At 72.9% G+C, this 25,932-nt stretch carries 24 protein-coding genes; 7 read left to right on the forward strand and 17 right to left on the reverse strand.

The window, feature by feature from the left end; genetic code table 11:
• Nucleotides 1-93 precede the first annotated feature (93 nt).
• The 4 genes from ACIQFX_RS16000 to ACIQFX_RS16015 form a co-directional block, all read right to left on the reverse strand.
• Nucleotides 94-3,036, reverse strand: a complete 2,943-nt coding sequence (locus ACIQFX_RS16000) for an FG-GAP-like repeat-containing protein (RefSeq protein ID WP_402463284.1) — start codon at nucleotides 3,034-3,036, stop codon at nucleotides 94-96.
• A complete protein-coding gene (locus ACIQFX_RS16005) occupies nucleotides 3,036-5,609 on the reverse strand; it encodes a S8 family serine peptidase (protein WP_402463287.1) in 2,574 nt (857 codons plus the stop codon). Before ACIQFX_RS16005 ends, ACIQFX_RS16000 begins: the two co-directional genes overlap by 1 nt.
• A gap of 205 nt (nucleotides 5,610-5,814) precedes the next feature.
• On the reverse strand, nucleotides 5,815-6,501 hold the full coding sequence (locus ACIQFX_RS16010; RefSeq protein WP_402463290.1) for a tyrosine-type recombinase/integrase: 687 nt from the start codon (nucleotides 6,499-6,501) through the stop codon (nucleotides 5,815-5,817).
• Between the two features lie 274 nt (nucleotides 6,502-6,775).
• Nucleotides 6,776-9,091, reverse strand: coding sequence for a hypothetical protein (locus ACIQFX_RS16015; RefSeq protein ID WP_402463293.1), 2,316 nt, complete (start codon nucleotides 9,089-9,091; stop codon nucleotides 6,776-6,778).
• Nucleotides 9,092-9,366: 275 nt separating this feature from the next.
• On the opposite strand from ACIQFX_RS16015, the gene ACIQFX_RS16020 reads away from it, so the two are divergent.
• On the forward strand, nucleotides 9,367-9,888 hold the full coding sequence (locus tag ACIQFX_RS16020) for a hypothetical protein (RefSeq protein WP_402463295.1): 522 nt from the start codon (nucleotides 9,367-9,369) through the stop codon (nucleotides 9,886-9,888).
• 165 nt (nucleotides 9,889-10,053) lie between these two features.
• Here the strand turns inward: ACIQFX_RS16020 and ACIQFX_RS16025 are convergent, their stop codons facing one another.
• Nucleotides 10,054-10,905: a universal stress protein gene (locus ACIQFX_RS16025; protein ID WP_402463298.1), complete on the reverse strand. Its 852-nt coding sequence runs from the start codon at nucleotides 10,903-10,905 to the stop codon at nucleotides 10,054-10,056.
• Nucleotides 10,906-11,129: 224 nt separating this feature from the next.
• On the reverse strand, nucleotides 11,130-11,354 hold the full coding sequence (locus ACIQFX_RS16030) for a hypothetical protein (RefSeq protein ID WP_402463300.1): 225 nt from the start codon (nucleotides 11,352-11,354) through the stop codon (nucleotides 11,130-11,132).
• Nucleotides 11,355-11,519: 165 nt separating this feature from the next.
• Between ACIQFX_RS16030 and ACIQFX_RS16035 the strand changes: the two genes are divergently transcribed.
• Nucleotides 11,520-13,019, forward strand: a complete 1,500-nt coding sequence (locus ACIQFX_RS16035; RefSeq protein ID WP_402463302.1) for a cryptochrome/photolyase family protein — start codon at nucleotides 11,520-11,522, stop codon at nucleotides 13,017-13,019.
• A 105-nt stretch (nucleotides 13,020-13,124) separates the two neighbouring features.
• Nucleotides 13,125-14,372: an NAD(P)/FAD-dependent oxidoreductase gene (locus ACIQFX_RS16040; protein WP_402463305.1), complete on the forward strand. Its 1,248-nt coding sequence runs from the start codon at nucleotides 13,125-13,127 to the stop codon at nucleotides 14,370-14,372.
• A gap of 198 nt (nucleotides 14,373-14,570) precedes the next feature.
• Here the strand turns inward: ACIQFX_RS16040 and ACIQFX_RS16045 are convergent, their stop codons facing one another.
• Nucleotides 14,571-15,653 carry a YihY/virulence factor BrkB family protein gene (locus tag ACIQFX_RS16045; protein ID WP_402463308.1) on the reverse strand — a complete coding sequence of 361 codons (1,083 nt, stop codon included), beginning with the start codon at nucleotides 15,651-15,653 and terminating at the stop codon, nucleotides 14,571-14,573.
• A 56-nt stretch (nucleotides 15,654-15,709) separates the two neighbouring features.
• The gene (locus ACIQFX_RS16050; RefSeq protein ID WP_402463311.1) at nucleotides 15,710-16,273 is read right to left on the reverse strand and encodes a VanZ family protein; all 564 of its coding nucleotides are present in this window, start codon (nucleotides 16,271-16,273) and stop codon (nucleotides 15,710-15,712) included.
• A 251-nt stretch (nucleotides 16,274-16,524) separates the two neighbouring features.
• Between ACIQFX_RS16050 and ACIQFX_RS16055 the strand changes: the two genes are divergently transcribed.
• On the forward strand, nucleotides 16,525-17,205 hold the full coding sequence (locus ACIQFX_RS16055; protein WP_402463314.1) for a DUF4230 domain-containing protein: 681 nt from the start codon (nucleotides 16,525-16,527) through the stop codon (nucleotides 17,203-17,205).
• A gap of 193 nt (nucleotides 17,206-17,398) precedes the next feature.
• Nucleotides 17,399-17,827 (forward strand): hypothetical protein, encoded by a 429-nt coding sequence (locus ACIQFX_RS16060; RefSeq protein WP_402463317.1) that lies wholly within the window; start codon nucleotides 17,399-17,401, stop codon nucleotides 17,825-17,827.
• Nucleotides 17,828-17,899: 72 nt separating this feature from the next.
• Here ACIQFX_RS16060 and ACIQFX_RS16065 read toward each other — a convergent pair whose 3' ends face one another.
• Complete coding sequence (locus ACIQFX_RS16065; RefSeq protein WP_402463319.1) at nucleotides 17,900-18,757, reverse strand: RNA polymerase sigma factor SigF; 858 nt, start codon at nucleotides 18,755-18,757, stop codon at nucleotides 17,900-17,902.
• Nucleotides 18,758-18,926: 169 nt separating this feature from the next.
• Here ACIQFX_RS16065 and ACIQFX_RS16070 point away from each other — a divergent pair, with 169 nt between their 5' ends.
• Nucleotides 18,927-19,349 (forward strand): ATP-binding protein, encoded by a 423-nt coding sequence (locus tag ACIQFX_RS16070; RefSeq protein ID WP_402463322.1) that lies wholly within the window; start codon nucleotides 18,927-18,929, stop codon nucleotides 19,347-19,349.
• Nucleotides 19,350-19,417: 68 nt separating this feature from the next.
• Here ACIQFX_RS16070 and ACIQFX_RS16075 read toward each other — a convergent pair whose 3' ends face one another.
• From ACIQFX_RS16075 to ACIQFX_RS16090, 4 genes are all read right to left on the reverse strand, one after another.
• Complete coding sequence (locus tag ACIQFX_RS16075) at nucleotides 19,418-19,843, reverse strand: SsgA family sporulation/cell division regulator (protein WP_402463324.1); 426 nt, start codon at nucleotides 19,841-19,843, stop codon at nucleotides 19,418-19,420.
• Between the two features lie 134 nt (nucleotides 19,844-19,977).
• A complete protein-coding gene (locus ACIQFX_RS16080) occupies nucleotides 19,978-20,379 on the reverse strand; it encodes an STAS domain-containing protein (RefSeq protein WP_402463327.1) in 402 nt (133 codons plus the stop codon).
• Nucleotides 20,376-21,476, reverse strand: coding sequence for a B12-binding domain-containing protein (locus ACIQFX_RS16085; RefSeq protein ID WP_402463329.1), 1,101 nt, complete (start codon nucleotides 21,474-21,476; stop codon nucleotides 20,376-20,378). The genes ACIQFX_RS16080 and ACIQFX_RS16085 overlap by 4 nt, the downstream gene beginning before the upstream one ends.
• Nucleotides 21,473-23,155, reverse strand: coding sequence for a PP2C family protein-serine/threonine phosphatase (locus ACIQFX_RS16090; RefSeq protein WP_402463333.1), 1,683 nt, complete (start codon nucleotides 23,153-23,155; stop codon nucleotides 21,473-21,475). The genes ACIQFX_RS16085 and ACIQFX_RS16090 overlap by 4 nt, the downstream gene beginning before the upstream one ends.
• A 333-nt stretch (nucleotides 23,156-23,488) precedes the next feature.
• Between ACIQFX_RS16090 and ACIQFX_RS16095 the strand changes: the two genes are divergently transcribed.
• Nucleotides 23,489-23,746 (forward strand): WhiB family transcriptional regulator, encoded by a 258-nt coding sequence (locus ACIQFX_RS16095; protein WP_402463336.1) that lies wholly within the window; start codon nucleotides 23,489-23,491, stop codon nucleotides 23,744-23,746.
• A gap of 167 nt (nucleotides 23,747-23,913) precedes the next feature.
• On the opposite strand, the gene ACIQFX_RS16100 is transcribed toward ACIQFX_RS16095, so the two are convergent.
• From ACIQFX_RS16100 to ACIQFX_RS16115, 4 genes are all read right to left on the reverse strand, one after another.
• Nucleotides 23,914-24,399: an ATP-binding protein gene (locus ACIQFX_RS16100; RefSeq protein WP_402463339.1), complete on the reverse strand. Its 486-nt coding sequence runs from the start codon at nucleotides 24,397-24,399 to the stop codon at nucleotides 23,914-23,916.
• 93 nt (nucleotides 24,400-24,492) lie between these two features.
• Nucleotides 24,493-24,888 carry a hypothetical protein gene (locus tag ACIQFX_RS16105; protein WP_402463342.1) on the reverse strand — a complete coding sequence of 132 codons (396 nt, stop codon included), beginning with the start codon at nucleotides 24,886-24,888 and terminating at the stop codon, nucleotides 24,493-24,495.
• Between the two features lie 41 nt (nucleotides 24,889-24,929).
• Nucleotides 24,930-25,091, reverse strand: a complete 162-nt coding sequence (locus ACIQFX_RS16110) for a DUF5670 family protein (protein ID WP_402463345.1) — start codon at nucleotides 25,089-25,091, stop codon at nucleotides 24,930-24,932.
• Between the two features lie 104 nt (nucleotides 25,092-25,195).
• Nucleotides 25,196-25,567, reverse strand: a complete 372-nt coding sequence (locus tag ACIQFX_RS16115; RefSeq protein ID WP_402463348.1) for a hypothetical protein — start codon at nucleotides 25,565-25,567, stop codon at nucleotides 25,196-25,198.
• Nucleotides 25,568-25,932 lie beyond the last annotated feature (365 nt).

Consider the following 25,932-nt stretch of genomic DNA (forward strand, 5'->3'; position numbering starts at 1 on the left):
GCAGCAACTGTAATCCGTCCGGTGCAGTGCGACCGACGGGTCCCGTGTGCTCTGTCGAACATACGGGACCCGTCGGTCAGCAGGTGATCGGACTCACGGCCTGTCGATGGTGAGCGTGGTCAGCTGGCGGATCGCGGTGTACGGACGGACGTACTCGTCCCCGGCCAGAGCGTAGGTGCGGTCGGTGCCGTCCTCGTCGAAGTTGAGCGAGACCACCTCGTCGACGCCGTCTCCGTCCAGGTCACCGGTGAAGAGCTCCTGGGCCCCGAGGATGATCTTGCTGACGGTGGGAAACGGGTAGTCCGTGCCGGCGGTGAGCACCGACGGTTCGTGGACTTCGACGGTCTGTACCCCGCCGGAGACCAGCAGGGTCTGTCCGTTCGGGCCCGTGGCCATCGCCGCGCTGCGGGTGTCGGCGTACATGTACAGCTTGTGGTCCTCGCCGTTCGCCGCGTACGTCCGGTAACCGGCGTTGCCGACCATGACCAGGCCCTGCGGGCCGGTGAACCAGTTCCACAGCGTCCTGGCGCCGCCGGCCAGGGCCTCGTGCAGGAGCTCCCCCGTACGGCCGTCGCGGATCTGGGTCGTGATGGTGAACTGGCCGTTGTACACCGGATCGTCGGAGACCTGGCGCGTCACGTACGTGTACACCACCGCGTGCCCGTCGGCGTACGGGATGCCCGCCGCGGCGAAGGTGCCGGCGCGCAGCGGGACTCCGTAGACCTTGCCGTCCGTTCCCGCACCGGGCTGCGGCGTGAACGACCAGGCGACCGAGCCGTCCCTGCCGTTCAGGGCCACGCCGCCCGCCGGGGTGACGTTCGGGGTGCCGGTCCCGCGGGTCTGGAACTGGGCGTAGACCCGTCCGTCGCCGGTCGAGACGTCGGCGAAGACGGCCTCGCCCACGCTCGCGGGGGCGGCGTACTCCCACAGCGGCTTGCCGTCGCCCTGGTACGCCCGGACCTTGTCCGTGGCCACCACGATCTCGGCCTTCCCGTCACCGTCGAGGTCGGCGGCGGCGGCGTTGCGCACGAACCGGCCGCCGCCGTCGACGACGGTGAGGACCTTGCCGGTCCGGGCGTCCACGACCGCGGTCGCGGAGTCCGCGGCGACGACGAGTTCGTCGCGGCCGTCGCCCGTCACGTCGGCCTTGACGACCTGGTGGACCTGGCCGGGCAGGACGGCGGTCCACAGCCGCTTCGGGGCCCCCGCGACCAGTGACGGGCCGTCGAAGGCGAAGAGCCCGTCGGACTGGCCGCCGACGACCAGGTCCTGCTTGCCGTCGCCGCTGATGTCCGTCGAGGCCGCGGTGAAGAGCCTGCCCTGGAGCGGCAGCAGGTCCTCCTGCTTGCCGCTGCCCATGTTGTAGACGCGTACGTTCTGGTTGTTGTCGACGGTGCGCAGGTGCCAGCCGTTGTCCTGGTGGTACGGCTGCGCCGCGAACTGCGAGGCGACCGGGCCGCGTTGTTCCCACCTGACGGCACCGTTGTTCCCGGCCAGTACGGCGAGCCGCGCGTGGCGGGCGGCTCTGCGGTTCTCCGCGGTGGTGCTGCCCCTGTCGTCCAGGTAGGAGGCGACGACCTTCCCGTCCACCGTCCTCAGGCCCCACGCCCCGCCGCCGTCACCGATCGAGCCGGGGTCGCGCTTGATCGTGCGGGACCACAGCGGCGTGGCGTCGTCGCCGTTCAGGGCGCGCACGGTGTTGGCGTTCAGAAGCAGGCCGCCGCTGTCGAGCGTGGACTCGCTGACGACGTACTCGGGTTCGGCGTCGCCCTGGACGTCACCGGTCGTCATGGCCAGCGGAAGCGCGTTGACCCGGGTGTCGAGGGAGGTACGGGTTCCGTCGGCCGGCGCGTAGGAGACGATCTCGTACTTCACGCCGTCGTTCGGATCGGACTGCTCCAGGGCGACCAGCCGGTCCCGGGCTGCGTCGAGGTACAGCCCGCGGGAGTACAGGCGGTTGGTCACCGCCCACTTGAGGCTGCCGTCCACGGTGTCCAGGACGAGGGTGTGCCCGCTCGGAGTCCTGTCGGGGCTGTACGCGCGGCTCTGGTTCCAGGAGGCGGCCAGCAGGCCCTTCCCGAGCGGCTCCAGACTGCTCCACGCGACGCCGGTGTAGGCGCCCGCGTCATGGGTCCAGGTCTCGCTGGGGACGAGCTTTCCGTCGCTCTTCGCGAAGCGGATGCCGTTCAGCGTCGTGCGGGAGCCGGCCTTCGAGTTGAGGTTGTAGAAGGCCGAGTCGGCGACGATCAGCGTCCTGTCGACGATCTTGATCTGGAACGCGCCCGCGTACAGCTTGGACCAGAGCGTCCTGCCCGTGGCGCCGTCCAGGACCGTGACGAAGGTCCCGGTGGGCAGGGTGGAACCGGGCGACACGAACGGGCGGTAGGGGTTGTCGCCGACCCTGGCGGTGAAGACCACGTCGGCCACGCCGTCCCCGGTCAGGTCGCCCGTGTCGTAGCCCTGGTCGGAGCTCGCGCTGAAGGGGCTGACCGCGTTGAAGCCCATGACGATGCGGGCCGGGTAGGGCTCGGCCTGGTACGGCCGGATCGGGGTGACCTGCCAGTCCGTGTACAGCGAGGTGGTGTCGCGCATCCACAGCTGCCTGCCGTCGGCGGTGCGGCGCTGCACGGTGCCCAGGGAGTGCAGGGTGAAGAAGTCGCCGTCGGTGCCGGCCACGGGAACGGTGGCGGCCATGCCCTGGACGCCCTCCATCGCCGACCGCTGGGTCAGCTTCCCCAAGGAGGCGTCGGTGCCGGTGCCGTCCAGGGACGACTGGCCGTCCGTGGCGGTGGTGTCGGTGGACCCGGACGGCACGGAGGTGTCCGGTCGGGCCGTGGTGTCCAGCGGGTCGTCACTCGCCCCGTCGCCGTAGACGTCGATCCGGGCGTGCCGGGCCAGCGCCTCGCTCTCGGCGGCGGTGAGGGTGAGCAGGCCGCTGTCGTCGGCGCCCAGGGCCGGCGGGGCGACGCTCAGCGTCAGGCCGGCCGCCACGAGGACGGAGGCGAGGCGGAGGCCTCGGTGGCTGATGGTGCTCATCACGCGCCCTTCCGGGAGAAGCGGATCGCGGTGGCGTCGCTCAGGACGCCCGCGTCGAAGGAGTACGGGAGGGCGTCGGTGCCGGCCTGGTTCTCGATGCCGACGGTCGCCGAGGCACCCCGCTGCAGGGTGTTGGCGCCGATGCCGCGGTACTGCAGGGTGATGGCGCCGGTGGCCTCGTCGAAGACGGCCTCGAAGGAGATCCGGACCGAGGTGTCGGCGGCGAACACCGCGTTGTTCCAGACGATGGCGAACTTCCGGGAACCCGGGCCGCCGGTGGTGGCGGTCTGGACGCTGGACTTCTTGTCCAGGACCAGGTCGTCCCAGAAGGCGGCGAGGATGCCGTTGGGCTGGGCGGCGGTGGGCAGTGCGGTGTTGGCGTAGTCGCCGAGGCGCGGCTGGAGGAAACCGACGAGTCCGTTGGTGGTGACCGAGGCGCTGGTGTACTCGACGCCGTAGAACGTCACCGGGAAGGGCAGCGTCACGGTGGTCGCGTCCTCGTCGCCGGTGAGGCCGGTCCTGGTGGTGCCCGCGATCCAGGAGGAGGCGACCGGGGCGCAGCTGTAGGTGCCGGCGGCGTCGGTGCGGTGGGGCAGCCGCACGGGGGCGGACTCGTCACCGTCGACGGTCAGGGCGCCGGTCCAGACGCCGTTGCACAGCACCGGAGCGGCGGGCGTGGCCTTGAGGGAGAAGGAGCCCTCGGCGACGTCGGGAAGGGTGAAGCGGCCGGTGGCGTCGGTGGTGGCGGCGGGTACGGGGGTGCCCGGGAGCTGCACGGTGGCGCCCTTGAGCGGATTGCCCGTGACGTCGACGACGGTGCCGGTGACGGCGTGGTGCGGGACGGCGGTCAGGCCGAAGTCCTTGGTGGCGTCTCCGCCGGCGGTGACCTGGTAGCCGGTCGCGGCGTCGGCGTATCCGTAACCGCTGAGGGTGAAGGAGTAGCTGCCTGCGGGCAGGGTCAGCCGGTAGCCGCCGTCGGCGGTGGTGGTGACGCTCCGGGTGTCGGTGTCGCCGGTGGCCTTGACGACCATGCCGCCGAGCGGGGCGCCGGTGACCTGGTCGGTCACGTGGCCGCTGATGACGGCGGCGGTGTGCGGGGCCGCGTCCACGGCGCCGAGGATGTCGAGCTTGCCCTCGCCCCACACGTTGTTCATCCCGGCGGTGCCGCCGCAGTGGGTGTCGTCCACGTCGCGGGCGGAGCCGTTCAGCAGCGCGCGGGTGGCGTCGATGTCACCGACCAGCGACGGCGCCTCGGACCACAGCAGTGCCACGGCGCCCGCGACGTGCGGCGTGGCCATCGACGTACCGTTGATCGCCTTGTACGTGGAGCCGGGCCAGGTGGAGCGGATGTTGACGCCCGGGGCGGAGATGTTCGGCTTCGCCGAGCCGTCGACCAGGGACGGGCCGAAACCGGAGAAAGAGGCGATCTTCCCACTGGAGTCGTAGGCGCCGACGCCGTACGAAGGGGCCTGCGCGCCCGGCGCGTGGGAGGTGGAGCAGGTGACGCCGTCGCCGTCGTTGCCGGCCGCGAAGGCCTCGAAGATGCCGGCGGAGTTCCACGCCTCGACGATGTCCTGGTAGAAGGTGGTGTCGCCGCCGCCCCAGGAGTTGTTGACGATGTCCGGCGCCAGGTCCGGGCGCGGGTTCTGCCCGTTGCGGTCGGTCGGGGCGAGGATCCACTGTCCGGCGGCGAGCAGCGAGGAGTCGGAGCAGGACGAGGTCTCGCAGCCCTTGGCGGCTATCCACTTCGCACCGGGCGCGACGCCGATGCCGCCCTTGCCGGCCATGGTGCCCATGGTGTGGGTGCCGTGACCGTTGTTGTCACAGGGGGCGCCGTTCGACGAGGCGCACTGGCCGGTGGGGTCGTACCAGTTGTAGTCGTTGCCGAAGGTGCCGCCGCCGAGGTTGCCCCGGTAGTTGTCGACCAGTGCCGGGTGGTTGAACTGGACGCCGGAGTCGATGTTGGCGATGACGATGCCCTCGCCCCGGGTGCCGTACTGGGACCAGACCTGGTCGGCCTTGATGTCCGCGACGCCCCACTCGGGGGTGCTGTCGCCGGTGGCGAGGGAGTCGGTGCCGGTGGTGGGGCCGGCCGTCCCGGAGGCGGCCTCCACCTCGTCCAGTGCGTAGTGGCGTTCGGGCACGATGGCGGCCACGTCGTCACGGGCCGCCAGTTCCTCGACCAGCGACTCGTCATCGGTGGTGACGAGCAGCGCGTTGGCGATCCAGAAGGGCCGGTAGCCGATCTTCTGCTGGTCCAGGAAGGTGCGGAGCGGCCCCTGGCTGCGGCCGGCCTCGGCCCGCAGGGCGTCGAACGCGGCCTTGGTCTTCTCCGCATGGCCGCGCTTGCCGCGGGCTGCGGAGAGGTCGGCATGCCGCTTGAGCACGACGAAGAAGGCCGATTCCCTGCCGGCGGCGACGGAGTCGAGGACTGCCGAGTCGACCTTGGACCGGGCGGCGTCCGCACCGGCGGGAGGCTGAGCGGCGACGGGTACCGCGCTTGCCAGCACAGCGGCGAGCGCGGCCGTCGCCCACAGGGCGCGTCTGCGGCCGGGCGTACGGGGCACGTGCATGGGACGGCTCCTTGATGAGCGAGTGAGGGGAGTGATCCCGGCGCGCCTCGGGCCGGTGCGCAGAGGGGGGATCAGGCAAAACGCACGTTAGACCAGGTGTCATTACTGGCCCGTTACAGCACTTCCGGCCGGCCGGTACGAGGAAGGATGCCGTGCTCGTACTACCAGCTGACCAAGAACCTGCTGTTCCTCAGCGGTGGAGGAATCAGGCGGCTTCCCAAAGGCCGGCTCCCAGGGTCCGGGCGGCCTTGGTGATGCTGCCCGGCATCAGGTGCCGGTAGGTCCGGTACGTCTCCTCGATGGACTTGTGGCCCATCCACTCCGCGACGTCGGTGATGGGGATGCCGTTCCCGAGGGCGTTCGAGGCGAAGTAGTACCGGAAGCCGTGCATCCCGACACCTTCCTCCGGCGGGAGGTCTTCGAAGAGCTTCTTCACCCGGCGTCGCTCCATGCCTTCGGTGAAGTAGCCGCCCGGGCCACGCAGCAGGTAGCCGTCCTTCGTGGTGCCGTACTTGGCCTCGTAGCGCTCGATCGCCTCCCGCACCGACCGGGGCAGCGGCACCTCGCGGAACTCCCCCGCCTTGCGGTGCTTCAGCTTCGCCGGCCTCAGCGTGTTGAAATGGATCTGCTCGCGCACGTATTCCGGCTCCTGGACGCCCTTCACCGGGTCGTCCGCCATGGCCCCCTTGGCGTAGGCGTCGCGCAGGATGGTCTTCAGGACCCGGAAGATGTTCACCTGGTTCCCTCGGCCGACCCCGTCGCCCTCCATCTCGTCCAGGAACCGCTCGACCACCATGGGCGGGACCGAGTTCAGCTTCCGCGATCCCGGGCGCGGGACGATGTGCACGTTGATCGAGCTGTCGACGTGCCAGCCGGTGGAGTAGTCCGTCATCCTGCGCTGCCGGGGCCGCCACTGCTTGGCGTATTCCTCTGAGACGGCTCCATGCCTGCTTTGTGCAGGTCAAGGGCGGTGTCGACCGTACACCGGAACGCCCCGACCGATGATTGCGAAGAACATCGCTCCGGTAAGGCGAGACAGGGCTTCGCGCCTGTGTTCTCTCGCCGCACCGGCGCCCGCTGGTCCGGCACCGGCAGTACGCAGGGGAAGGGCCCCGCCCCGGGGTGAACCGGGGTGGGGCCCTTCCTGTTGGTACTGCTCGGTCGGGCTACTCCTGGGCGGTGCGGCGACGCCGCATCCACCAGACCAGGGCCGCGCCGGTGGCGGCGATCGCGGCGGCGATGCCGGAGATCAGGCCGATCGGGGTGTCCGAGCCGGTGTCGGCGAGGCCGCCGTCCGGGTCCGGGCGGTTCGCCGGAGGCGTCGCGCCTCCGCTGCCGCCGGTGTCGCTGGTCGGGTCCGGGCTCGGAGACGTGGGCGGGGCGGTCGGGTCGGTCGGCTTGGGGCCGGTCGGCGTCGGCGTCGGCGTCGGGTCGGGCTTCCCGTCGTCTGTCAGGGCGGCGCCGTTGCCGCCCAGGAACGCGGTGTCGCTGTCGCGGGCGGAGGTCTCCGTGCGGACGGAGTCCTTTGTCGTGCGGGGCAGTTCACGGTGCTGGGCGGTGAACTCGACTGCGGTGACGTTCCGCTTGGGGGCCTTGGCGAAGTCGATGCCGCCGACGAAGAACGTGTAGATCCGGCCGTCGCCGAGGGGCCATTCGTAGGTGAAGTCGCCCTCGGTGAAGGACTTCACCATCTCCCTCCACACGGTCCGCTTGTCCCAGTCGGCGTTCTCCCCGCGAAGCGGCCACCGCTTCAGGTCGTTGCTGTTGATGAGGGGACGGAAGTCGGTGGCCTTCTTCGCATCCTGCTGGCGGATCCACTCGGCCGCGACGCGGGACTTGTAGACGCGGCGCAGGTCGGCGTACTTGGGGTCGGTGTTGATCTGCTTCTCGACGTGCGGGACGAGATACTGGGTGATCAGCCGGTGGCCGCGCTCCTTCTCCTCCTTGCTGAGCTTCTTCGAGCAGTCCTCTCCCGGTACGGGGGTGTCGAAGTCCATCGCCGCGTGGTTGACCTCCAGCGGGGCGTCGAGGATGTAGATCCCGCCGTCCTGCTCGCGGACCTTCGCCCGGCCGGGAACGATCCAGTTGCGTCCCGATCCCCAGCACGGCACCCCTTCGACCTTGGGGGCGGCGTCCATGAACTCCTTGCCCGGGGACTTCTTGGGGTCCATGGCGCGGGAGAAGTCCCGCTTCATCTCCATGTCGGCCACGAGGAGGACGCGGCCGGCGTCGGTTTCACCGAACGCCTTGTCCATGATGGTGTCGGGCTGGTCGGGGTTGAGGTTCACCCACTGCCGGTCCGGGGTGAGCGCAAGCCACGTGAACAGGGCGTCGGAGGCGAGTTCGAGCTTCGCCTGTCCGCCCCAGCCCGGGTTGTCGTCCTCATCGGGCATGAGGTCGGCCTTCATGGAGTAGTCCAGGGCCTTGCCCTTGACCGGGTTGCCGACGTACTGGAGCTCCAGGGTGGAGAAGTCCACCCCGCCCGGGCCCCGGCCGAGCGCGGACCGGGCGTTGTCCGCCAGGTACTGGTTCTGCAACTGCCGGGCCTGGGCCGGGTTCCGTCCCGACCCGTAGGCCATCGAGGCGCCCGGGCCCTGGGTGCCGCGGTTCGGCAGCGGGTTGAACACGTTGTACGTCTTCGTGTACTTCGTCTGCGGCCACAGGCCCTTCGCGGTCGCCCGACGCTCCGCGACCCGGATCGGGTTGCTCCCCGTCCCCCGCTCCGCCCGCAGCTTGTCGTTCTCGGCCTTGTAGTCGCGGAGGGTGGCCCCGTTCGGCTTCTCCGACGTGAACATCGTCAGGCGGTGCCGGGTGAAGTCGTACGTCGCGTCCTTGTGCCGCAGGATGATCCTGTCGGCCCGGAGCTGGGCCGGCTTGCGCTTCCCGTCGGACTTGAACTCCCCCAGTTCACCGGTGCGCTGGTTGTAGGAGTCGTACCGCCGGGAGGCGATCTTCTTGCCGTCCTTGTCGAAGATCTCGATCGTGACCTCGCACAGCCAGTCGGGACCGACCATGTTGAAGTCCTGAACCGCCTTGACCTCGAACACGCCTCCCTTCTGCTTGCTGACCTGCGCGCTGATCAGGTTGACCTTCCAACTGCCGAACGGCTTGGGGTTGTTCGACTCGCTCCGGTGCCGCTTGTAGCGGGAGTAGATCGCCTTGCGCATGTCCTCCGGGTCCTTGGAGGCCGCATACGCCTTGTCCCACTTGTCGATGTCCGCACGGCTGCCGGTGACCTGCCCCAGCTCGGCAGCGGTGGGCGCGGGAACGTTCTCGAATCCCTTGAACGCGTTGTTGTAGTAGTACTCCTCGTCCGGCCCGGACTTCGTCCAGTGGTGCTGCCCCGTCGGCGCACCCGAGTTGTTCGGCGTGCGCGGGACGGTCCTCTTCAGGTGCATCTGATCGCACCGCTTGCCACCGGTGATCTTCGCGTAGTTCCCGGGCTCGGCCGACGCCACGGACGGCAGGCCGACCAGCAGCACCGCCGCCGAGGAGACGACCGCCAGCGCGGCAGATAAGCGCCTTCTCAGGCGCTGTCGTATGGATGTTCTCACGTAGTGTCCCTGGTCGTGGGGGCCACGGGACTCAAAACTGCGAGGGCAGGCCGGACATGGGGCCCCCGTATCGTGCCCGCTCCTGCCGACGAACCACACTAGAGGCCGTCAACACCCCACGTACAAGCGGTTGTTGACGTGCCGTGTGATGACTCCGCGAAGATACTGCGCGGGTGGCGGCACGCTTCGGTAGGTTCGGACCCATGGCCACACCCCCCTCCGACTACGACTCCACCCGCCATCCCGGACTCCTGGCGTGGCTCGGCGAACGCCGGGCCGCCTTCGAGCCCTGGGCCCAGGAAGCGGGCGGTGTCGACCGGTTCGACTTCTCCGACGCCTCCCTCGACGTCCTGGAAGATCTCGTCAAGGAGTCGTTCGCCGAGTCTGCGGAGATCACCGCACGGCGCCGCTCCCCCTTCGTCCAGGGTGCCGTGTGGTACATCGGCGAGACCCTGCGCCGCCGGCGCGAGGGCTGGGTGTGGTCGTTCGAACCGGATGCCGCCTTCGGCCTGCTCCCGGCGTTCTATCCGCCGGTCCCTGATCCCGCTTACCTGGACACCCCCTGCGTCGGCGCACCCGACGCCAAGCCCGGCGAGCACTGGTATCCGCTGAACACGCTGCGCCGACTCCTCGCCACCGAGGACGAGTTCGACAACCCGATTAACGAACGACTCGTCGGCATGATCGAAGGCTGGTACGACGAGGACGAGGAGGACGACGAGTAGTCCGCACACTGGTGCCGGCGTCCAGGGTTCGGGCGGCCTTGGTGATGCCGCCCGGCATCAGGTGCCGGTAGGTGCGGGCGCCGGCCCTGGACCGCGGCAGAGCGGCCCGGGCCCAGAAGCTCGTCGGCGGCGCCGCTCGGGAACCGCGACTCGCCTCCCCGGCCGTCAGGCGTGCGGTACGACGGCCACAGGGCAGGTGGCGTGGTGCATCACGGCGTGAGTGACCGATCCGATGTGGGCGCCCCGGGCCGCCCTGCGCCGACCGACGACCACCATGCGTGCGTCCGACGCGGCCTCGACGAGATGCTCGGCCGCTCGTCCATGAGCGGACACCTCCGCCACCTCCGTCGCCGGAAACCTGTCCCGGAACGGTCGAACCGCTGCGGCCAGTGCGGTGGCCCTCTCGTCCTTCGCGGCTGCGCCGGGGTGGTGGACGAAGGACTCGTGCCACGTGTGCACGATCTCCAACGGGGCTCGGTGTCGCCCGGCGAAGTCGAACGCGAAGTCCAGCAGCTCGTCCTTGACGTCGTTCACATCCAGGCCGAGGACCACCTTCCGGCGGTTCCCTCCCCCGGACGCACCGGAGCTGTCCTTCTCGTATCCGGGGCGAACGAGAACCACCGGACGCTGCGCTCCGGCGACGACCTCCTGCCCCACCGAACCCACGACGAACCCCCGGACGCTACCCAGCCCATGAGAGCCCACGACGAGCAGCTCGGCCTCGGCGGCGGCGGTGAGCAGCACGCTGACGGGGGCGTCTTCGACCTCGTCGGCCGTCATGGCGAGGTCCGGCTGCCGGGAACCCACCCGCCGCTCGGTCTCGGCCAGCACGCCTTCCGCCGCGCCGGCACGGTCCTCGTGCGACACCTTCATCGCCCCCAGCTGGTGCTCCGCCCACCGTGTGGCGTACACCAGTCGCAGGCCGTCGCCGCGCAGCGCCGCCTCGTCGGCGGCCCAGTCCACCGCCGCCGCGCTTCCTTCAGAGCCGTCCACTCCCACAGTGACAGGTCGGGACACGCTGCTCTCCTCGCCTCGATCCATCGTCGACAGGCCCTCGCGGGGGCGCCGATCGGCATCCGTGTGCGAGGGCACCTGGTCAGGACGCTACCGATTCGCCGAACCAATGATGTGCACGGCGTTCGGCGGCGCTGACGAAGTACCCCGTCCGGCGGAGGGCACCGGGACACCCGCCCTTTCGGGGCCCTCCGTGATCGCCGTCGGTTCGGAGGTCCCGCACCTCGTCACTTTCCCCACCCGTCCGCGGGCGGGCCGGTCGGCCTCCGGTCGATCAGCCTCTCCTCGATGTCGCCGCCCGCGCCGAGCAGGCCGGTCTGCTCGAACGCGTGCGCCCGCATGAGACGGGGCAGTTCACGCCGGGAGAGCAGGCGGGCCAGTCCGGCGCCCGGTCCGCGGGCCGCGCCCGTGACGACGGCGGTACGTCCTTCCGGTTCCCAGGAGCGGGGCATGAGGGCCTCCGGTTCTTCGGTGGGGTCTCGTGTCCGGTTCCGCCGCGGAGCGGGCGACAAATGCGGCGGGGCGCTCCGAACCGGGCCTCGCCGCATCCGGCGGGCGCGTCCGGGGCGAAGACGGGGGACGGGGCGTACGGCGGCCCGGAGAAGGACGGATGAGGCATGACGCACACGCACTGGCTCTTCGGGGACCAGCTGGGGCCCGCCTTCCTGGCGCCGGGCGGGGAGGGACCCGCCCGTGACGCCCCCGTGGTGATGATCGAGGCCCGCTCGGTCTTCCGCCGCCGGCGCTTCCACCGGGCGAAGGCCCACCTCGTCCTGTCGGCGATGCGGCACCGCGCCGCGGAGCTCGGCGACCGGGTGACGTACGTGCGGGCGGAGACGTACCGGGAGGGGCTGCGGCGTGCCGTCGGCCGCGGCCGGGTGACGGTGCACCACCCCACCTCCCGGGCGGCGCTGCGCCTGGTCCGCTCGCTCGACGGCGTCACGGTACTGCCGCCGCGCGGGTTCCTCGTCGGTCCGGAGGAGTTCGCGGCCTGGGCGAGGGATCGGCGCACGCTCCGCATGGAGGACTTCTACCGGCGGGTCCGCCGCAACCACGACCTGCTGATGGAGGGGGACGACCCGGCGGGAGGCGTGTGGAACCTCGACCACGAGAACCGCGAGCCCCCGCCGCGCGGAGCCCGCTCGCTGGGCGCGCCGGCTCCGTACCGCCCCCGTGAGGACGGCATCGACGAGGAGGTCCGGCACGACCTGGACCGCTGGGAACGGGACGGGGACGTGTCCTTCGTCGGCCGGGACGGTCCCCGGGCGTTCCCGGCGGACCGACGGCAGGCGCTCGCCGCGCTGCGGCGCTTCCTGGACCACCGGCTCGCCGGCTTCGGCGCGCACGAGGACGCGATGCTGGCCGGCGACGGGGTGATGAGCCACAGTCTGCTGTCGACGTCCCTGAACCTTGGACTCCTCGACCCGGCGGAGTGCGTGGAGGGGGCGGAGGCCGTCTGGCGGGCGGGCGGAGCGCCGCTCCGGTCCGTGGAGGGCTTCGTCCGGCAGGTCGCCGGCTGGCGCGAGTACGTCTGGCACCTGTACTGGCATTTCGGCGAGGAGTACCGGGCGAGCAACCTCCTCGGGCACACGGGGGCCGTCCCCGACTGGTGGGAGGAGCTGGACGCGGACGCCGTGTCGGCCCGGTGCGTGGCGACGGCCCTGCGCGAGGTCAGGGACACGGGCTGGACCCATCACATCCCGCGCCTGATGGTCCTCGGCAGTTACGCTCTCCAGCGCGGCTGGGACCCGGCCGCCGTGACCGACTGGTTCCACCGCAGCTTCGTCGACGGCTACGACTGGGTGATGCTGCCCAACGTCGTCGGCATGTCCCAGTACGCCGACGGCGGCCGGATGACGAGCAAGCCGTACACCTCCGGCGGCGCCTACATCGACCGTATGAGCGACCTGTGCGGGCCGTGCCCCTATCGCCCCGACCGGCGGGTCGGCGACGACGCCTGCCCGTTCACGGCCGGATACTGGGCCTTCCTCCACCGGCACCGCGACCGGCTCGGCCGCAATCCGCGCACGTCCCGGCCGGTGGCGGGCCTGGACCGGCTGCGGGACCTGCCCGCCCTCCTGGCGCAGGAGCGGAAGCGGGGAACCGGCCCGCCCTGACGGCCCCGGGCCGCACGCCCGCCCCGCCGGGGGCGGCGCGGCCGGGCCACGGCACGAGGGCGGGGGGTGACCTCGCGGACACGGAGAGAGGACGGCATGAAGAGGATGACGGACGACACACGGTACGACGCGGTGGTCGTCGGAGCGGGGGCCGCCGGCCTCGCCTGCGCCGCCGACCTGCGTGCGGCGGGGCTGCGGGTGCTGCTCCTGGAGGCGGGGGACGCCGCGGGCGGGCGGATGCGCACCGACCGGGTGGCGGGCTTCACCGTGGACCGCGGCTTCCAGGTCTTCAACACCTCGTATCCGCAGGTGAAGCGGCGGGTGCGGCTGAGGCCCCTGAGGCTGCGGCCGTTCACGCCGGGGGTGCTCGTGCACACCGAGCGCGGGCCGCGCCGGTTCACGGATCCGAGCCGCCGCCCGGGCGAGGCCCGGGACCTGCTGCCGGGGCGGCTCGCGTCGGGCCGCGACCTGCTCGCGCTCTCCGTGCTGTCGGCGCGGGACGCGCTGGCGCCGGTGTCCGTGCTGCGGCGCGGCGCCGACGGGACCACGCGCGAGGCGCTCGCCGCGGCGGGCGTGTCGCCGCAGTTCGTGGAGACGTTCTTCCGGCCGTTCCTCTCCGGCGTGTTCCTGGAGGACCGGCTGGAGACCTCGGCGCGCTTCTTCCACCTGGTGTGGCGGAGCATGCTGCGCGGCACCCTGTGCCTTCCGGCCGAGGGGATCGGCGCCGTGCCCGCCCAGCTCGCCGCGCGGCTGCCGCCGGACACGCTGCGCACCGGGACCGTGGTGTCCGCGCTGGGGCCGGACGGCGTGGTCCTCGCGGACGGGCGCGAGGTGCGGTCGCGCGCGGTCGTCGTCGCCACCGGGCAGCGGGTCGCGGCGGAGCTGCTGCCGGGACTTCCCGTCCCGGACGGCCGGACGGTGACCACGCTGTACCACGCGGTCGACCGGCCTCCCCTGGACGAGCCCGTGCTGGTCGTCGACTCCGCGCGCCGGTTCCTCAACACCTGCGTCCTCACCGCCGTCCAGCCGGGGTTCTCCACCGACGGCCGGGCTCTGGTGTCCACGTCGGTGCTCGGCTCTCCCGGACCGTCGGACACGGCGGCGGTGCTCGCGGCCCTGGGCGAGGTGTACGGCGCGGACACGGGCGGCTGGGAGCCCGTCCACCGCGTCACCGTCCCGGACGCGCTGCCGGCCATGCCGGGACCGATGCCGCTCTCCCGGTCCGTGCGGTGGTCACCCGGCCGGTACGTGTGCGGGGACCACCGGGCGACCGGTTCGGTCCAGGGCGCACTGGCCTCGGGTACGCGGGCGGCCCGCGCGGTCCTGGACGACCTGCGGGCGGGCACGGCCTGAGGGGCCGCCCCCTCGGGGGAGGAGCAAGCGGCGGCCCCGCGTCCCCCTGTTCTCCGGAGGACTCCTGTTCTCCGGAGGACGCGAGGCCGTGTGGTGCGCGGACGTCCCCGGGGCCTCCGCGCTCCTTGGGCATCAAGGCGGTGTCGACGACGTGGACGGTGGCGTCGGCCGTCTTCACCTCGCCGCGCACGGCCTCGCTCATCCGTCGTGGTGCCGCGACTTCTCCGGCAGGCCCGCCTCGCGCCGCTCCTCGTCGCTCCACGCCTGCGTGTCGCGCGGCCTGACGTACGGTTCCCGGTCCGGCGGCATGCCACCGGCCACCGCGCGCCGGCGCAGCAGCTCGGCGTCGAACTCCAGGCCCAGCAGCACGGCCAGGTTGCTGATCCACAGCCAGACGAGGAAGACGACGACGCCGGCCATGGTGCCGTAGACCCGGTTGAACGAGGCGAACTCGGAGACGTACACCGCGAAGCCCGCCGAGGTCGCCATCCAGATCAGGAGGGCGAGCACGCTGCCCGGGGTGGTCCAGCGCCATCCGCGGCCCTCGGCGTTCGGGCTCGCCCAGTACAGCAGGGCGATCATGACCACGGCGAGCAGGAGGAGGGCGGGCCACTTGGCCACCGACCAGACCGTCAGGGCGGTGTCGCCGACGCCCAGGGCGTCTCCGGCCCGGCGTGCCACGTCACCGCTGAACACGAGCATGAGGGCGCCCGCGGCAGCCATCGCCATGAGTGCCGCAGTCATGCCGAGCCGGATCGGCAGCAGCTTCCACAGGGGGCGGCCCTCGGGGATGTCGTGGACGCGGTTCGCGGCGCGCATGAAGGCACCGACGTAGCCGGACGAGGACCAGAGCGCCACCAGGAGTCCGACCACGGCCATGGCGGTGCCGGTGCCGGCGTTGCCGCTCACCGCGTCCAGGCCCTGTTCCAGGACGTCGCGGGCCGGTCCCGGGGCCAGCTCGCGCAGGCTCTCCGTCACCCGGTCGGTGGTCCGCCGCCCGCTGATCCCGAGCAGCGAGACGAGGGCGAGCAGTCCGGGGAAGAGCGACAGGACGCCGTAGTACGTCAGCGCCGCCGCCCGGTCCATGAGCTCGTCGTCCGTGAACTCGCGCACCGCACCCTTCAGGACCGCGAACCAGGAGGCCCCGGGGAGATCGGCGGGCGAATCGGGGGCACGCTCCTCGACGCCGGGGCCCGGTCCGGCGGCCTCGGCGTCGGAGAGGTCGGGGGGCGGGGTCCGGGACTCCGGAGCCCGCCGTTCGGGGAAGTTCCGTTCGTCCATGCACCGGCGGGTACCCCCTTCGGCCGGTCCTACGCCGGAGCCCGCCGTCCCGGCCGTCAGGCCGAAGTACGGGCCGGGTGCCGGCGCCGCCACCAGCGGGGGCGGGTGCGGGGGTGCACGGCCCGGCCCAGCCGCCGGCCGACGGTCACGTAGCCGAGCAGCGCTCCCGTCGTGTTGAGGAGGACGTCGTCGATGTCGAAGGCGCGGCCCGTGACGAGCGCCCCCTGCACCAGCTCCACGAGCAGCATGGTGGCCGCGGTGAGGAGCGCGACGCGGAGGAAGCCTCGGGCCTTGCGGGACAGCAGCGGCAGCAGGATCCCGAAGGGGACGCCGAGGAGGATGTTGCCCCCGAGCTGCTTGACGGTGTCCACGAACGCGGGCCGGCCGAGGTAGGCCTCGATCGAGCGCCCGGGCGTGAGGTTGCTGTGGGTGAGGGGCACGGAGGCCGGCGAGGCCTCCAGCGTCAGCCGGGCCAGGACCACGGCGAACGCCACCATGCCCGCGAGGGCCGTGAGGGCGACGAGCGCCCGCACGAACCGGCCCGGTCCGGGCCGGACCGCGGCCCGGGGCGCCGCGGTGTCCGGCTCCTTCCGCTCCGGGCTCCCGCCGGCCGGTGCCACACCGCCGGCGCCTCCCCCGTCCCCTCCCGCGGGCGCACCGCCCCGTCCCTTCGACGCTCTCCGACCGGACATGAGCCGTCTCCTCCCCTTGGCGTCCTGGTGCGAACGGATCCCGCATACCCCCGCCGGGGGACCGCATGCCCTGCGGTCCCCCGGGGCACTCCCCTCCGGCCCAAGCCCCTCAGGGATCAACAGAGCTCTTTTCGTCCGGAGTTGGGTGTGGAAACGGCGGACTCGGGCATCCGGCCCGCATGGGAGAAGAGACCGAGAACAGACCCGCGCCGGCCCGCCGTTCGTGGAAGCGCCCCGGAGGGAGGTGGCCCCTCACCGCCGTCGTCCTGCTCGTGCTCGCCGTCGCCCTCATCCTGATCGGCCAGCTCCTCCGGCTCCCCGGCCTGGACGTCCTCGGGACGGACGTGAAGGACCGCACCGGCCCCGCGGTCCTGAAGTCCGTCCAGGACCTGAGCCGGTACGAGGGGGCTGCGGGGACCTACCAGGTGGTGGTCGACCTGGAGCACGACGCGCGGTTCCTGCCGGACGCGATCCGCGGCACCCGCACGCTGTACGTGGCGAGCGGCAGCGTCGCCTCCTACGTCGAGTTCGGCGGTCTCGGGGACGGCGCCGTGACCGTCGACGCCGACCGGACCGAGGCCATCCTCCGGCTGCCGCACGCCCGCCTGGCCGACCCGGCGCTCGATCCCGAGCGCTCGTACGCCGTGTCCAAGCAGCGCGGCCTGCTCGACCGCATCGGCGACCTCTTCTCGGACAACCCCGCGAGCGAGCAGGCCGTCCACGCCCTCGCCGCCCGGCGCATCGGCGACGCGGCCCGTGAGTCCGACCTGACGTCGCGGGCGGAACGGAACACCGCCGCGATGCTGCGGGAACTGCTGCGGGGCCTGGGCTTCGAGCGGGTGACCGTGACCTTCGTCTGAGCGGGATCCGCCGGGCCGGAGGGCGTTCCGCGGGGCGGGCACCCTCCGGCCCGACCGCGCCGTCCGGCCGACCGCGCCGTCCGACCCGACCGCACCCTCCGGCTCGACTGCACCCTCCGGCTCGACTGCGCCGTCCGGGTGATGCACCGGCCGTGACGCCCGTACCGCTCCTCCGACGGGGCAAGGGGTCCCTATGAGCACTCACGACGACGTCCGGGACGGCCCCGGACCCGCCGCCCCGGACGCCACCACCGTCGAGGCCCTCGGTTCGCTGTCCAAGGCCCTGGAGACCGTGGAGCGCGCCCGGGGCCACCTGTACGGCTTCCACCAGCTGACCGGCACCGCGGACTTCGAGCTCGACCGGGCGGTCGGGCTCCTGCGGAAGGCGGGGCACCACACCTGGGCGGACCGGGTGGAGACCGAGATCCTGGGGCGCAACGTCATCCCGGGCCACTGGACGTACCAGATCGTCGACGCCTACAACGAGACCTACTACGAGCCGTTCCGGGAACTGGAGCGCGCCGCGGTCTCGGCCCTGGCCGGCGGCCGCGAGCACCGCTTCGAGGCCCGGCTCCGGAGCGAGCGCCGCACTCCCGGCCACCCCGACCACTCGCCCGCGTGAGAACGGCTCCGGGGTTCCCGCACCGGACGCGTGTCCTGTACGGGAACCCCGGAGCCGTCCGGGCCGGTCGGATCAGCCGGCGCAGGTGCCGAGCAGGCCCTCGCGCAGGCGCTTCACGGTGCGCGCGAGCAGCCGCGAGACGTGCATCTGCGAGCAGCCCAGCCGTTCACCGATCTGAGCCTGGGTCAGTTCCTCGACGAACCGCAGGTGGATGATCCGGCGGTCGCGCTCGTCGAGGTCGGCGATGAGCGGGGACAGCGAGTGGAAGTCCTCCACCAGTGCCATGGCGGGGTCCTCGCTGCCGATGAAGTCGGCCAGGGAGGAGTCGCCGTCCTCGTCCTCGCCGCCGAGGGCGGCGTCCAGCGACGAGGAGTTGTAGCCGTTGGAGGCCAGCCGCGCCTCGGTGACCTCCTCCTCGGTGAGGCTCATCAGCTCGGCCAGCTCCTTGACCGTCGGCATCCGGCCGAGGCGGGTGCCGAGTTCCTCGGTCGCCTTGGCCAGCTCCACCCGCGCCTCCTGGAGGCGGCGGGGCACGTGCACCGCCCACGAGGTGTCCCGGAAGAACCGCTTGATCTCACCGACGATGTAAGGGACGGCGAAGGTGGTGAACTCGACCTCCCGCGACAGCTCGAACCGGTCGATCGCCTTGATCAGGCCGATCATGCCGACCTGGACGATGTCCTCCATCTCGTCGGCACGGTGGCGGAACCGCCCGGCGGCGTAGCGGACCAGGCTCATGTTCATCTCGATGAGGGTGTTGCGCGCGTACTGGTACGCGTGCGTCCCCTCCTCCAGCGTCGCGAGTTCCCGGAAGAAGACCTTCGACAGCGCCCTCGCGTCCTTGGGCGCGACCGCCGACGTGTCCGGGATCTGCGGCAGCGTCCCCGCTCCGGACTCGACTCGCGTGATCGGCATCGTGGTGACCGTCACACCGTTCCCCTTTCACGTGTATTCCTCGGATGCGTGCCCCTGAGGCTGCTCGCCTACCCGGACTCCTCACGTCCACACCCGTCAACTCCTCACGGGTTTCCGGTCGGTTCCCTCCTCCCGGTCGATGGGCAGACGAATCTCGAACCGGTCGTTCGTTCGAAGGAGAGTCATGGCACGGGATCCCTCGGTGAGGGCCGTCGGCTGGGCGCGGTCCCTGCCGATCGGCAGCAGCGTGAAGACGGCCCGGGACTGGACGCGCGAGCACCTGGCGGCGCTCGGCTGGGACCGTACCGCCCCCGGCGTGGCGGACTCCGTCGTGCTGACGGTCTCCGAACTCGTCACCAACGCCCATGTGCACGCCCGCAGCGACGCGCAGCTGATCCTCACCTGGGACGAGGAATGCCTGCACGTCACCGTGCACGACGCCTCGCCGCTGGTTCCCGAGCAGCGCAGCCCGGACGACGGCGCGCTGGGCGGGCGCGGACTCCTCCTGGTCGACGCGCTCGCCGACGACGTGCAGACCCGCCCCTGCCCGCGGGGCAAGGTCGTCACGGCCTGTTTCCGTCCGGCCGCCCCCGGCCGTCCCGGCTGAGGGAGCCGCTCCACGGTCCCCTCGCGCGGAAGGGTGTCGTCCCGTACGCCGTTCCGGAGCACCGCACTTCAGCTCCTCAGGGACGCGAGCAGCGGTTCCCAGTCGATGTGGCGCTCCTCCGTGCCCCGCGGCACCAGGACGAAGGTGTCGCGCAGGAAGCGGCCGAGTTCCTCCTGCCCGCACCTGACGACGGCGCGCCGTCCCGCCGGTCCGAGCAGCAGGAGGAGTCCGCCGTCGGGGGCGGGACGGAGCCGGATCTCCCCGTCGCCGGTGGGCTGGAGCGATCCGGTGAGGATCATCTCGCGGTCCACGCGCCACACCACCGGGTCCTCGCCGAGGACGTGGAAGGCGATGCTCAGGGCGTGGGGGTCGCGGGAGTCGTAGCCGACGGTGGTGTCGATCCGGACCTCCGTGTCCGGGGTGAGCAGGTCCATGGCCAGGGGCCGGGCGAGGACGCGCGGTGCGGGGAGCGGCGCGACGGGGTGCTGGGGCATGGGTCCTCCGGCTGAAAGGCTGTCGGGCGAGCGGGTGCCGTGTCCACTTGACCCGTCCCGCCCCTGTTACACCTCGTGCCGCCGTGGCGGATGTGCCGATGGTGTCGTGATGTGGTGAAGGCGGTGAAAGGTCGTCAGGGACCGCTGGGACGAGGGCACTCCGCCGCGCCGCTCGGGGTGTCGCCGTCGGGCCCGGCGGTCTCGGACCGGCCCGTCAGGTGCTCGTACGTGCCGGTGAGGAGGAGCAGCCGGTCGAGGAAGGGCGGTCTGCGGTCGAGGTGCAGCGGGACGCCCGCGGCCTCGGCGAGCCGGTGGAGGGCCAGCAGGGCGGAGAGGCCCGTCGAGTCGCACAGGGTCAGTCCGGCGCAGTCGACGCGGAGGTCCGCCGGGGCGGCCGCCGGGTCGAGGTGGGCCCGGGTCGCGTCCAGCAGTTCCTCGGCGCCGTCCCAGCACAGGTCACCGGCGAGGGTCACGTACAGGATCCCGTCGGGCGCGGCGACGGCCTTCACTTCGAGGGTGTGGTCAGGGGTGTTCACGCGTGGGGTCCCGGGGCGGGCGGGGCGGGTACGCGGAGGAGGGCGCGGCGCCCGGCGGCGAGGTGCGCCCGCGCGCGGGGGAAGTCGTGCTGGGCGTCGGCGAGCAGGTCGAGGGCGGCCACCAGCGCGTCGCCCGGGACGCCGCGGGCCCGGAGGATCCCGGCGGTCCAGGTGACGAAGCCGGTGAACAACTCGGCGTCGTCGACGTAGAGGGACGCGCCGAGGAAGTCGACGATGTGGGCGATGTCCTCGGCGGTCCGCTCCCGCTGCCGGTCGGTGTACGAGACCGTCGCGGGGACCGCGCCTGCGAGGCCTTGGAGGACCTGACGGACCAGCTGGGTCCGGGCGCGGGTGACCAGGGTGTACTCCTGGTCGGCGAGATGGGGCAGGTCCCCGGCGGGCCGGGCGGCGTCCGGCCGCGGCGGGCCGGCGGCGAGGAGACGGGCGGCGGCCCGGGCGTCCGGCGCCCACCCGTCGGCGCCCAGCAGGCGGGCGTAGCGGCCGTCGGGGCCGAAGGCGGCGCCGCCGACGAGGACGGGAAGCCCGATGGCCCGGACGGCGGTGACGGCGGCGTGGGCCGTCGGGAGCAGGACCGGCAGCGAGGACGAGAGGGCGACGACGTCCGTGCCGGTCTGGTGCAGGTGGGCGATGAGGTGGGGGGTGGGGACGTGCGCCCCGAGGTAGTCGACGAGGAAGCCCCGGCCGCGCAGGACCTCGGCGAGGAGACGGGCGGGCAGGGCGTGCCACTCGCCGTCGACGCAGGCGACGGTGACGCGCCGGGGCGCCTCCCCGGTCCCCGGCCGGGGGCCCGTCCCGTCCGCCGCGCGGTGGGCGAGGGCGGCGACGACACGGTCCTGGACGGCCGTGGCGGCGTGCTCCTGGGCGACCCCGATGCGCCCGGCGGCCCATGCCGCGCCGATCCCGGCCTGAACGGGGCCGATCACGTCGAGGAGGAGGTCCTCGGCCGGGACCCCGGCGTCGTGGGCGCCGAGGACGGTGGCGGTGGCCGCCGGTTCGTCCCTCGCCTCCAGGGCCGCCCACAGCTGTCGGCGGACGGCGGCGAGGCCGGCGGTCGGGGTGGTGGTCCGCGTACTCATGCGGTGTACCTGCCCCGGGTGCGGCCGTTCACCGCGGACAGGTGGGTGGTGTGCGGCGCGGTGATGGCGACGACCGCCATGTCGTCGTGAGGACCGCGGCCCACCCAGTCCCCGGCGATCATCTGCACGCGCTCGACGACGGCCTCGGCCGGGAGCCCCACGCATTCGGCGAGCACGGAGCGCAGCCGGTCCTCGCCGAACATGTCCGAGCCGAGCGGCCCGCCGCGGGCCTCCGTGATCCCGTCCGTGTAGAGCAGGCAGGTCTCGCCGGGCGACAGGTCCACGTTCGCCGACCGGCTGGTGACGTCGGGGAGGGCGCCCACCAGGGTCCCGCCGGTGTCCGCCTCCTCCACCTCTCCCGTGGCGCGCAGGACGAGCGGGCGGGGGTGGCCGGCGCTGGTGAGCCGGAGCCGCACCCGGCCGCCGGTGCGCCGCACCGAGGCCAGGACCAGGGTGGCGAAGCGGGTGTGCCGGGCGGTCAGCAGGGCGCCGTTGAGCAGCCGCAGGACGTCCTGGTGGTCGCCGGCGAGGGGCAGCAGGGCCTGCAAGGTGCTGCGGATCCGGCCCGTGAGCACGGCGGCGTCCAGCCCCTTGCCGCACACGTCGCCGAGGACGGCGAGCGTCTCCTGGCCGTCGTCGTTGCCGGGGTGCACGTCGTAGAAGTCGCCGCCGATCCGCTCGGTGTCCTGGGAGGTGCGGTAGCCGCCGGCGAAGTCGACCCCGCCGACGTGGTGGAGCTGGGGCGGGAGGAGTTCGGCGATCAGCGCCCGCGTGATGCGGGCCTGCTCCGCGTAGAGGCGCGCGGCCGACAGGGCGGCGCCGGCGCGGGCGGCGAACAGCCGGGCGAACAGCTCCTCCGAGGCGTCGAAGGCCCGCTGTCCGCCGCGCCGCAGCAGGATCAGGGCGCCCGCGGGCACGCCGTGGCCGGGCAGCGGGGTGACGGCGACGGACCCGGGGGTCCCTCCGAAGCCCTCGGGCACGGCCCAGGACGGCAGTTCGGCCGGGTCGATCCAGCGGGCGGGCACCGGCGGGAAACCCTGCAGCGCCTCGGCGAGACCGGGCACGAGGCTCGGGTCCAGGGTGAGCCGGGTCCGCTCGAATCCCCCGCCCATGGCGGTGACCACGGTGGAGCGGTTCCGCACGGGCGGGGAGATCACGAGGGCCGCGTCGCCGAGGTGGTCGGCGGCGAGCAGGGCCGCCTTCTCCAGGCAGCGGTCGGGGTTGAGCGAGGCCAGCAGCTGGGTGGACGCCTCGGCCAGGATCGCGTGGCGCTCCCGTTCGATGCGCAGGGCGTCCTGAGCGGCCGTCAGCTCGGAGTCGTCGACCAGCCACCAGGCCACGTCGCCGTGGCCGGACTCGGTGGGATGGGCCCTCAGGAGCCGGCCGTCGTGGCTGCCGCGCAGCGGGGCGCCTCCCGCCCGCGCCGGAGCCGCGGCGGCGGGTGTGCGTGCCGGGTGGGCCAGCCGCCGGTGGGCGTCGGCGAGCCAGCCAGGGACGACCTCGTCCAGCCACTTGCCGACCCCCATCCGCGGAAAGAGGTCGGCCGCGGCGGCGTTGAACCCCACGACGCCGCCCTCGCGGTCGGCCACCACCGCAGGATGCGGCGATCCGAGCCAAAAGGTGCTTCCCGCTCCCGTGGTCTCCCGGGAGCGGCCGGACTCGTCCTCGAAAACAGTCATAAGCGTGGCCCGCGCTTCGTGGCCCGCCACCTTCCCACTCGACGACAGCTCGTCCGCCCACCCTTCCGCAGGGGGCGCCACACATCAAGTGAACCCCCCTCTTCCGGTACGCATCCCCCTCTTCCCCGCGCTACCCCCACGATTCCGGCACAGGTGCTTCACCGGACCGCTCGCCCGCGCCGTCCTGGAGTCTCAGGAAGTCAGGGCGGTGGTGCCCACCACGGCGTCCCGGCCCCGGTGACGCCCCGGAGCGGTCCCGCCCGGGTTTCACGGACGGACGAACGGTCAGGCGAACGGGGACACGAATCCCTACTCATGTGCCAGGAGGCTCACATGGACGGCTGGCGTGCGGCCGCGGCCTGCCAGGAGGTCGACCCCGATCTGTTCTTCCCGGTGGGGACCGGCTCCCCCGCCCTCGCCCAGGAGGAGGAGGCCAAGAGGGTCTGCCGGCGCTGCCCGGTACGCGAACCGTGCCTGCGGTCGGCCCTGGCGCAGCCGCACCCGCCGTCGGGCGTGTGGGGCGGCCTGACCGAGGCCGAGCGGCTTGCTCCGGAACGCCGGGCCCTACGCCGGGCGGACGACCGCCGGTGACCGGCCGCCGGATCACGGCCCCGGCACCCCTGAGGCCCATGGTGCGCCCGGGAGGCTGGTGGTCCGTGGTGCGCCCGGGAGGCCGGTGGTCCGTGGTACGCCCGGCGCCCCGAAGGTTCCGTGGTGCGCCCGGCGGGCCGGTGAGCTGTCGGCGCGCAGGCGCGGCGTCAGCGCGATCGCCGGTCGGGCGGGTTCGCCGTGTCGGCGTACTCCGGCAGGAGGGAGAGGCGGGCGCGGACCCGCTTCCCTTCCGGGGCCGGCTCCACGGTCAGGCTCTCGCAGACGGCGACGACGATCTCGACGCCGTGCTGACCGATGCGGCGGGGGTCGTGTCCGCGGGGCACGGGAGCGGCGGCCTCCTGGTCGAAGACCGAGATCTCCAGGACGTCGCGGCCCAGTTCGAGGAGGAGACGACAGGGGCCGGCCGTGTGCCGGATCGCGTTGGTGACCAGTTCGCTGACCACCAGCCGCGCGAGCTCGACGCGCTCCTCGCCGACCGGTGCGGGCAGCACGGTCCAAGCGGCCGCGAGGAACTCGGCCGTGAAGGCGCGGGCGGAGGCGATCGCCCCGCCGCGGAAGGCGTCGTCGTAGACGGCACCCGCGGACAGCAGGGGCTCCGGGGCCGCGCGCTCCGCGGTGATCGCGTCCGTCATGGCGCTGGTACTCCCCTCGTCCTGGGTCGGCGGCTGGGCTCCTGGTACCCGCCTTTCCCCTCTTCATGATTCCCACACCGCCCGCACCGCGCATCACACCCGCCGACGGCGCGTCAAGGGGACGCCGGCGCGGTCGGCGTGGGCCCCCGGTGCCGTCCCTCGCCCCGCGTCCCGGCGTCCGGCCTCGCGGCCGCGCCGGTCGAGGCAGAGTACGAGGACGGCGTCCGGCGCGCCACGGGGTGTCCCGCGCAGCGCCCGTGCGACGGCCCGGGGGGACGTCAGCGCCCCTCCGGCGGCGTGCCCTGGTGAGGGAGCGGGCGACGGAACCGTCCGGGGCCTCGTGCCCGTCGCCGGCCGCCGGCCCCCGGTGCCGTGGGCGACGAGGACCAGCCGCTCGCCGCGCAGGAGGCGCAGGCGCTGGGGGGAGCAGACGGTGTCCTCGAACATGCCCAGGGGCAGTCGGCGGTCCGGTTCGACGCGCTCGGTCACGCCACGGGCGGGCGCGCGCCGCGAGGGCGCCCACCAGTCGCCTACCAGCGGTACCAGCGGCCCGTGCCGCCCTTCGGCCGGGCCACGAAGCCCAGCAGCCACAGGACGAGCACGACGACGGCGATCCACCAGAGCGCCTTGACGGCGAAGCCGGCGCCGAAGAGGAGCAGGACGAGCAGCAGGACGAGAAGCAGGGCAACCATGCGGATCGACCTCCGTGAGGGTGGTGACGGAAAGGTAAAGGGAGACGGCCGGACGGCGTACACACGCGCACCGGCCTCCTACGGGGGGGCGGGAAGCGCCCCGCTCAGCCGCGGCGTGCGAAGAGCCGGGCCACCGGGCCGAGGTCACGCCGCGCGGGCCGGCGCCCGGCCCGGCGCCCACACCCGTACGCGAGGGCGAGCACGGCCGCCGCGCCGGCCGCGGCACCGGCCGTCACGGTCCGGTGCGCACGCGCGGCGGCCCACAGGTCCCTCCCGGCACCGCGGGCCACGTACGCGGCCGCACGGGCCTTCTCGGCGAACGGTGCGGGCAGGATGCGCGGCGCCCCGAGAGCGGCCGGCTCGTACCCCTCGTCCACGTCGGGGTCGTCCACCCGCGTCCGGTCGGGGTGGTCCGGGACGGCGTGGGCGCCGGTCCAGGAGACCTGGTTGCGTTCGCTGTTCTCCGAAGCACTCATGGACATCGTCTCGCCGGACTCCCGCACGTCAAACCTGTTGACCCCGGGCCCGCCGGTCCCGCAGGTCCGCCCCCGTTCCCCTCGTGCGCGCTCGACCGCGCCTGTCCGGGACGGGCGGCTGTCCACGGTGACGTCGCCGCTCGTGTACTTCGCCGCTCGTGTACTTCGCCGCTCGTGCACTTCGCCGCTCGTGTACTTCGTCGAGGGGAACGTCGACGTCGTGCCCTCCCTCCCGCCCCTCCGGCCCGTCCCGTCCGCGCGGCGCGTCGGGGGTCACGGTGGGAGCGTACGTACGGCTCTCCCCGCTCCGGCCCGAGGCACTGGGGTCCTCGGACGGGACTGCGGCCTCCGGCGGCCGCGACGGC

Origin of the sequence: Streptomyces sp. NPDC093089 (assembly GCF_044754405.1) — a bacterium.
Classification (GTDB): Bacteria; Actinomycetota; Actinomycetes; order Streptomycetales; family Streptomycetaceae; genus Streptomyces.

Bases quoted from the DNA above. Each gene is read 5' to 3' on its own strand.
- ACIQFX_RS16035 (WP_402463302.1), top strand. From the start codon at position 11,520: ATGACGCACACGCACTGGCTCTTCGGGGACCAGCTGGGGCCCGCCTTC.
- ACIQFX_RS16070 (WP_402463322.1), top strand. From the start codon at position 18,927: ATGGCACGGGATCCCTCGGTGAGGGCCGTCGGCTGGGCGCGGTCCCTG.
- ACIQFX_RS16000 (WP_402463284.1), bottom strand. From the start codon at position 3,036: ATGAGCACCATCAGCCACCGAGGCCTCCGCCTCGCCTCCGTCCTCGTG.
- ACIQFX_RS16110 (WP_402463345.1), bottom strand. From the start codon at position 25,091: ATGGTTGCCCTGCTTCTCGTCCTGCTGCTCGTCCTGCTCCTCTTCGGC.
- ACIQFX_RS16115 (WP_402463348.1), bottom strand. From the start codon at position 25,567: ATGAGTGCTTCGGAGAACAGCGAACGCAACCAGGTCTCCTGGACCGGC.
- ACIQFX_RS16095 (WP_402463336.1), top strand. From the start codon at position 23,489: ATGGACGGCTGGCGTGCGGCCGCGGCCTGCCAGGAGGTCGACCCCGAT.
- ACIQFX_RS16100 (WP_402463339.1), bottom strand. From the start codon at position 24,399: ATGACGGACGCGATCACCGCGGAGCGCGCGGCCCCGGAGCCCCTGCTG.
- ACIQFX_RS16055 (WP_402463314.1), top strand. From the start codon at position 16,525: ATGGGAGAAGAGACCGAGAACAGACCCGCGCCGGCCCGCCGTTCGTGG.
- ACIQFX_RS16005 (WP_402463287.1), bottom strand. From the start codon at position 5,609: ATGCACGTGCCCCGTACGCCCGGCCGCAGACGCGCCCTGTGGGCGACG.
- ACIQFX_RS16020 (WP_402463295.1), top strand. From the start codon at position 9,367: ATGGCCACACCCCCCTCCGACTACGACTCCACCCGCCATCCCGGACTC.
- ACIQFX_RS16045 (WP_402463308.1), bottom strand. From the start codon at position 15,653: ATGGACGAACGGAACTTCCCCGAACGGCGGGCTCCGGAGTCCCGGACC.
- ACIQFX_RS16085 (WP_402463329.1), bottom strand. From the start codon at position 21,476: ATGAGTACGCGGACCACCACCCCGACCGCCGGCCTCGCCGCCGTCCGC.
- ACIQFX_RS16040 (WP_402463305.1), top strand. From the start codon at position 13,125: ATGACGGACGACACACGGTACGACGCGGTGGTCGTCGGAGCGGGGGCC.
- ACIQFX_RS16090 (WP_402463333.1), bottom strand. From the start codon at position 23,155: ATGACTGTTTTCGAGGACGAGTCCGGCCGCTCCCGGGAGACCACGGGA.
- ACIQFX_RS16075 (WP_402463324.1), bottom strand. From the start codon at position 19,843: ATGCCCCAGCACCCCGTCGCGCCGCTCCCCGCACCGCGCGTCCTCGCC.
- ACIQFX_RS16030 (WP_402463300.1), bottom strand. From the start codon at position 11,354: ATGCCCCGCTCCTGGGAACCGGAAGGACGTACCGCCGTCGTCACGGGC.
- ACIQFX_RS16060 (WP_402463317.1), top strand. From the start codon at position 17,399: ATGAGCACTCACGACGACGTCCGGGACGGCCCCGGACCCGCCGCCCCG.
- ACIQFX_RS16010 (WP_402463290.1), bottom strand. From the start codon at position 6,501: ATGACGGACTACTCCACCGGCTGGCACGTCGACAGCTCGATCAACGTG.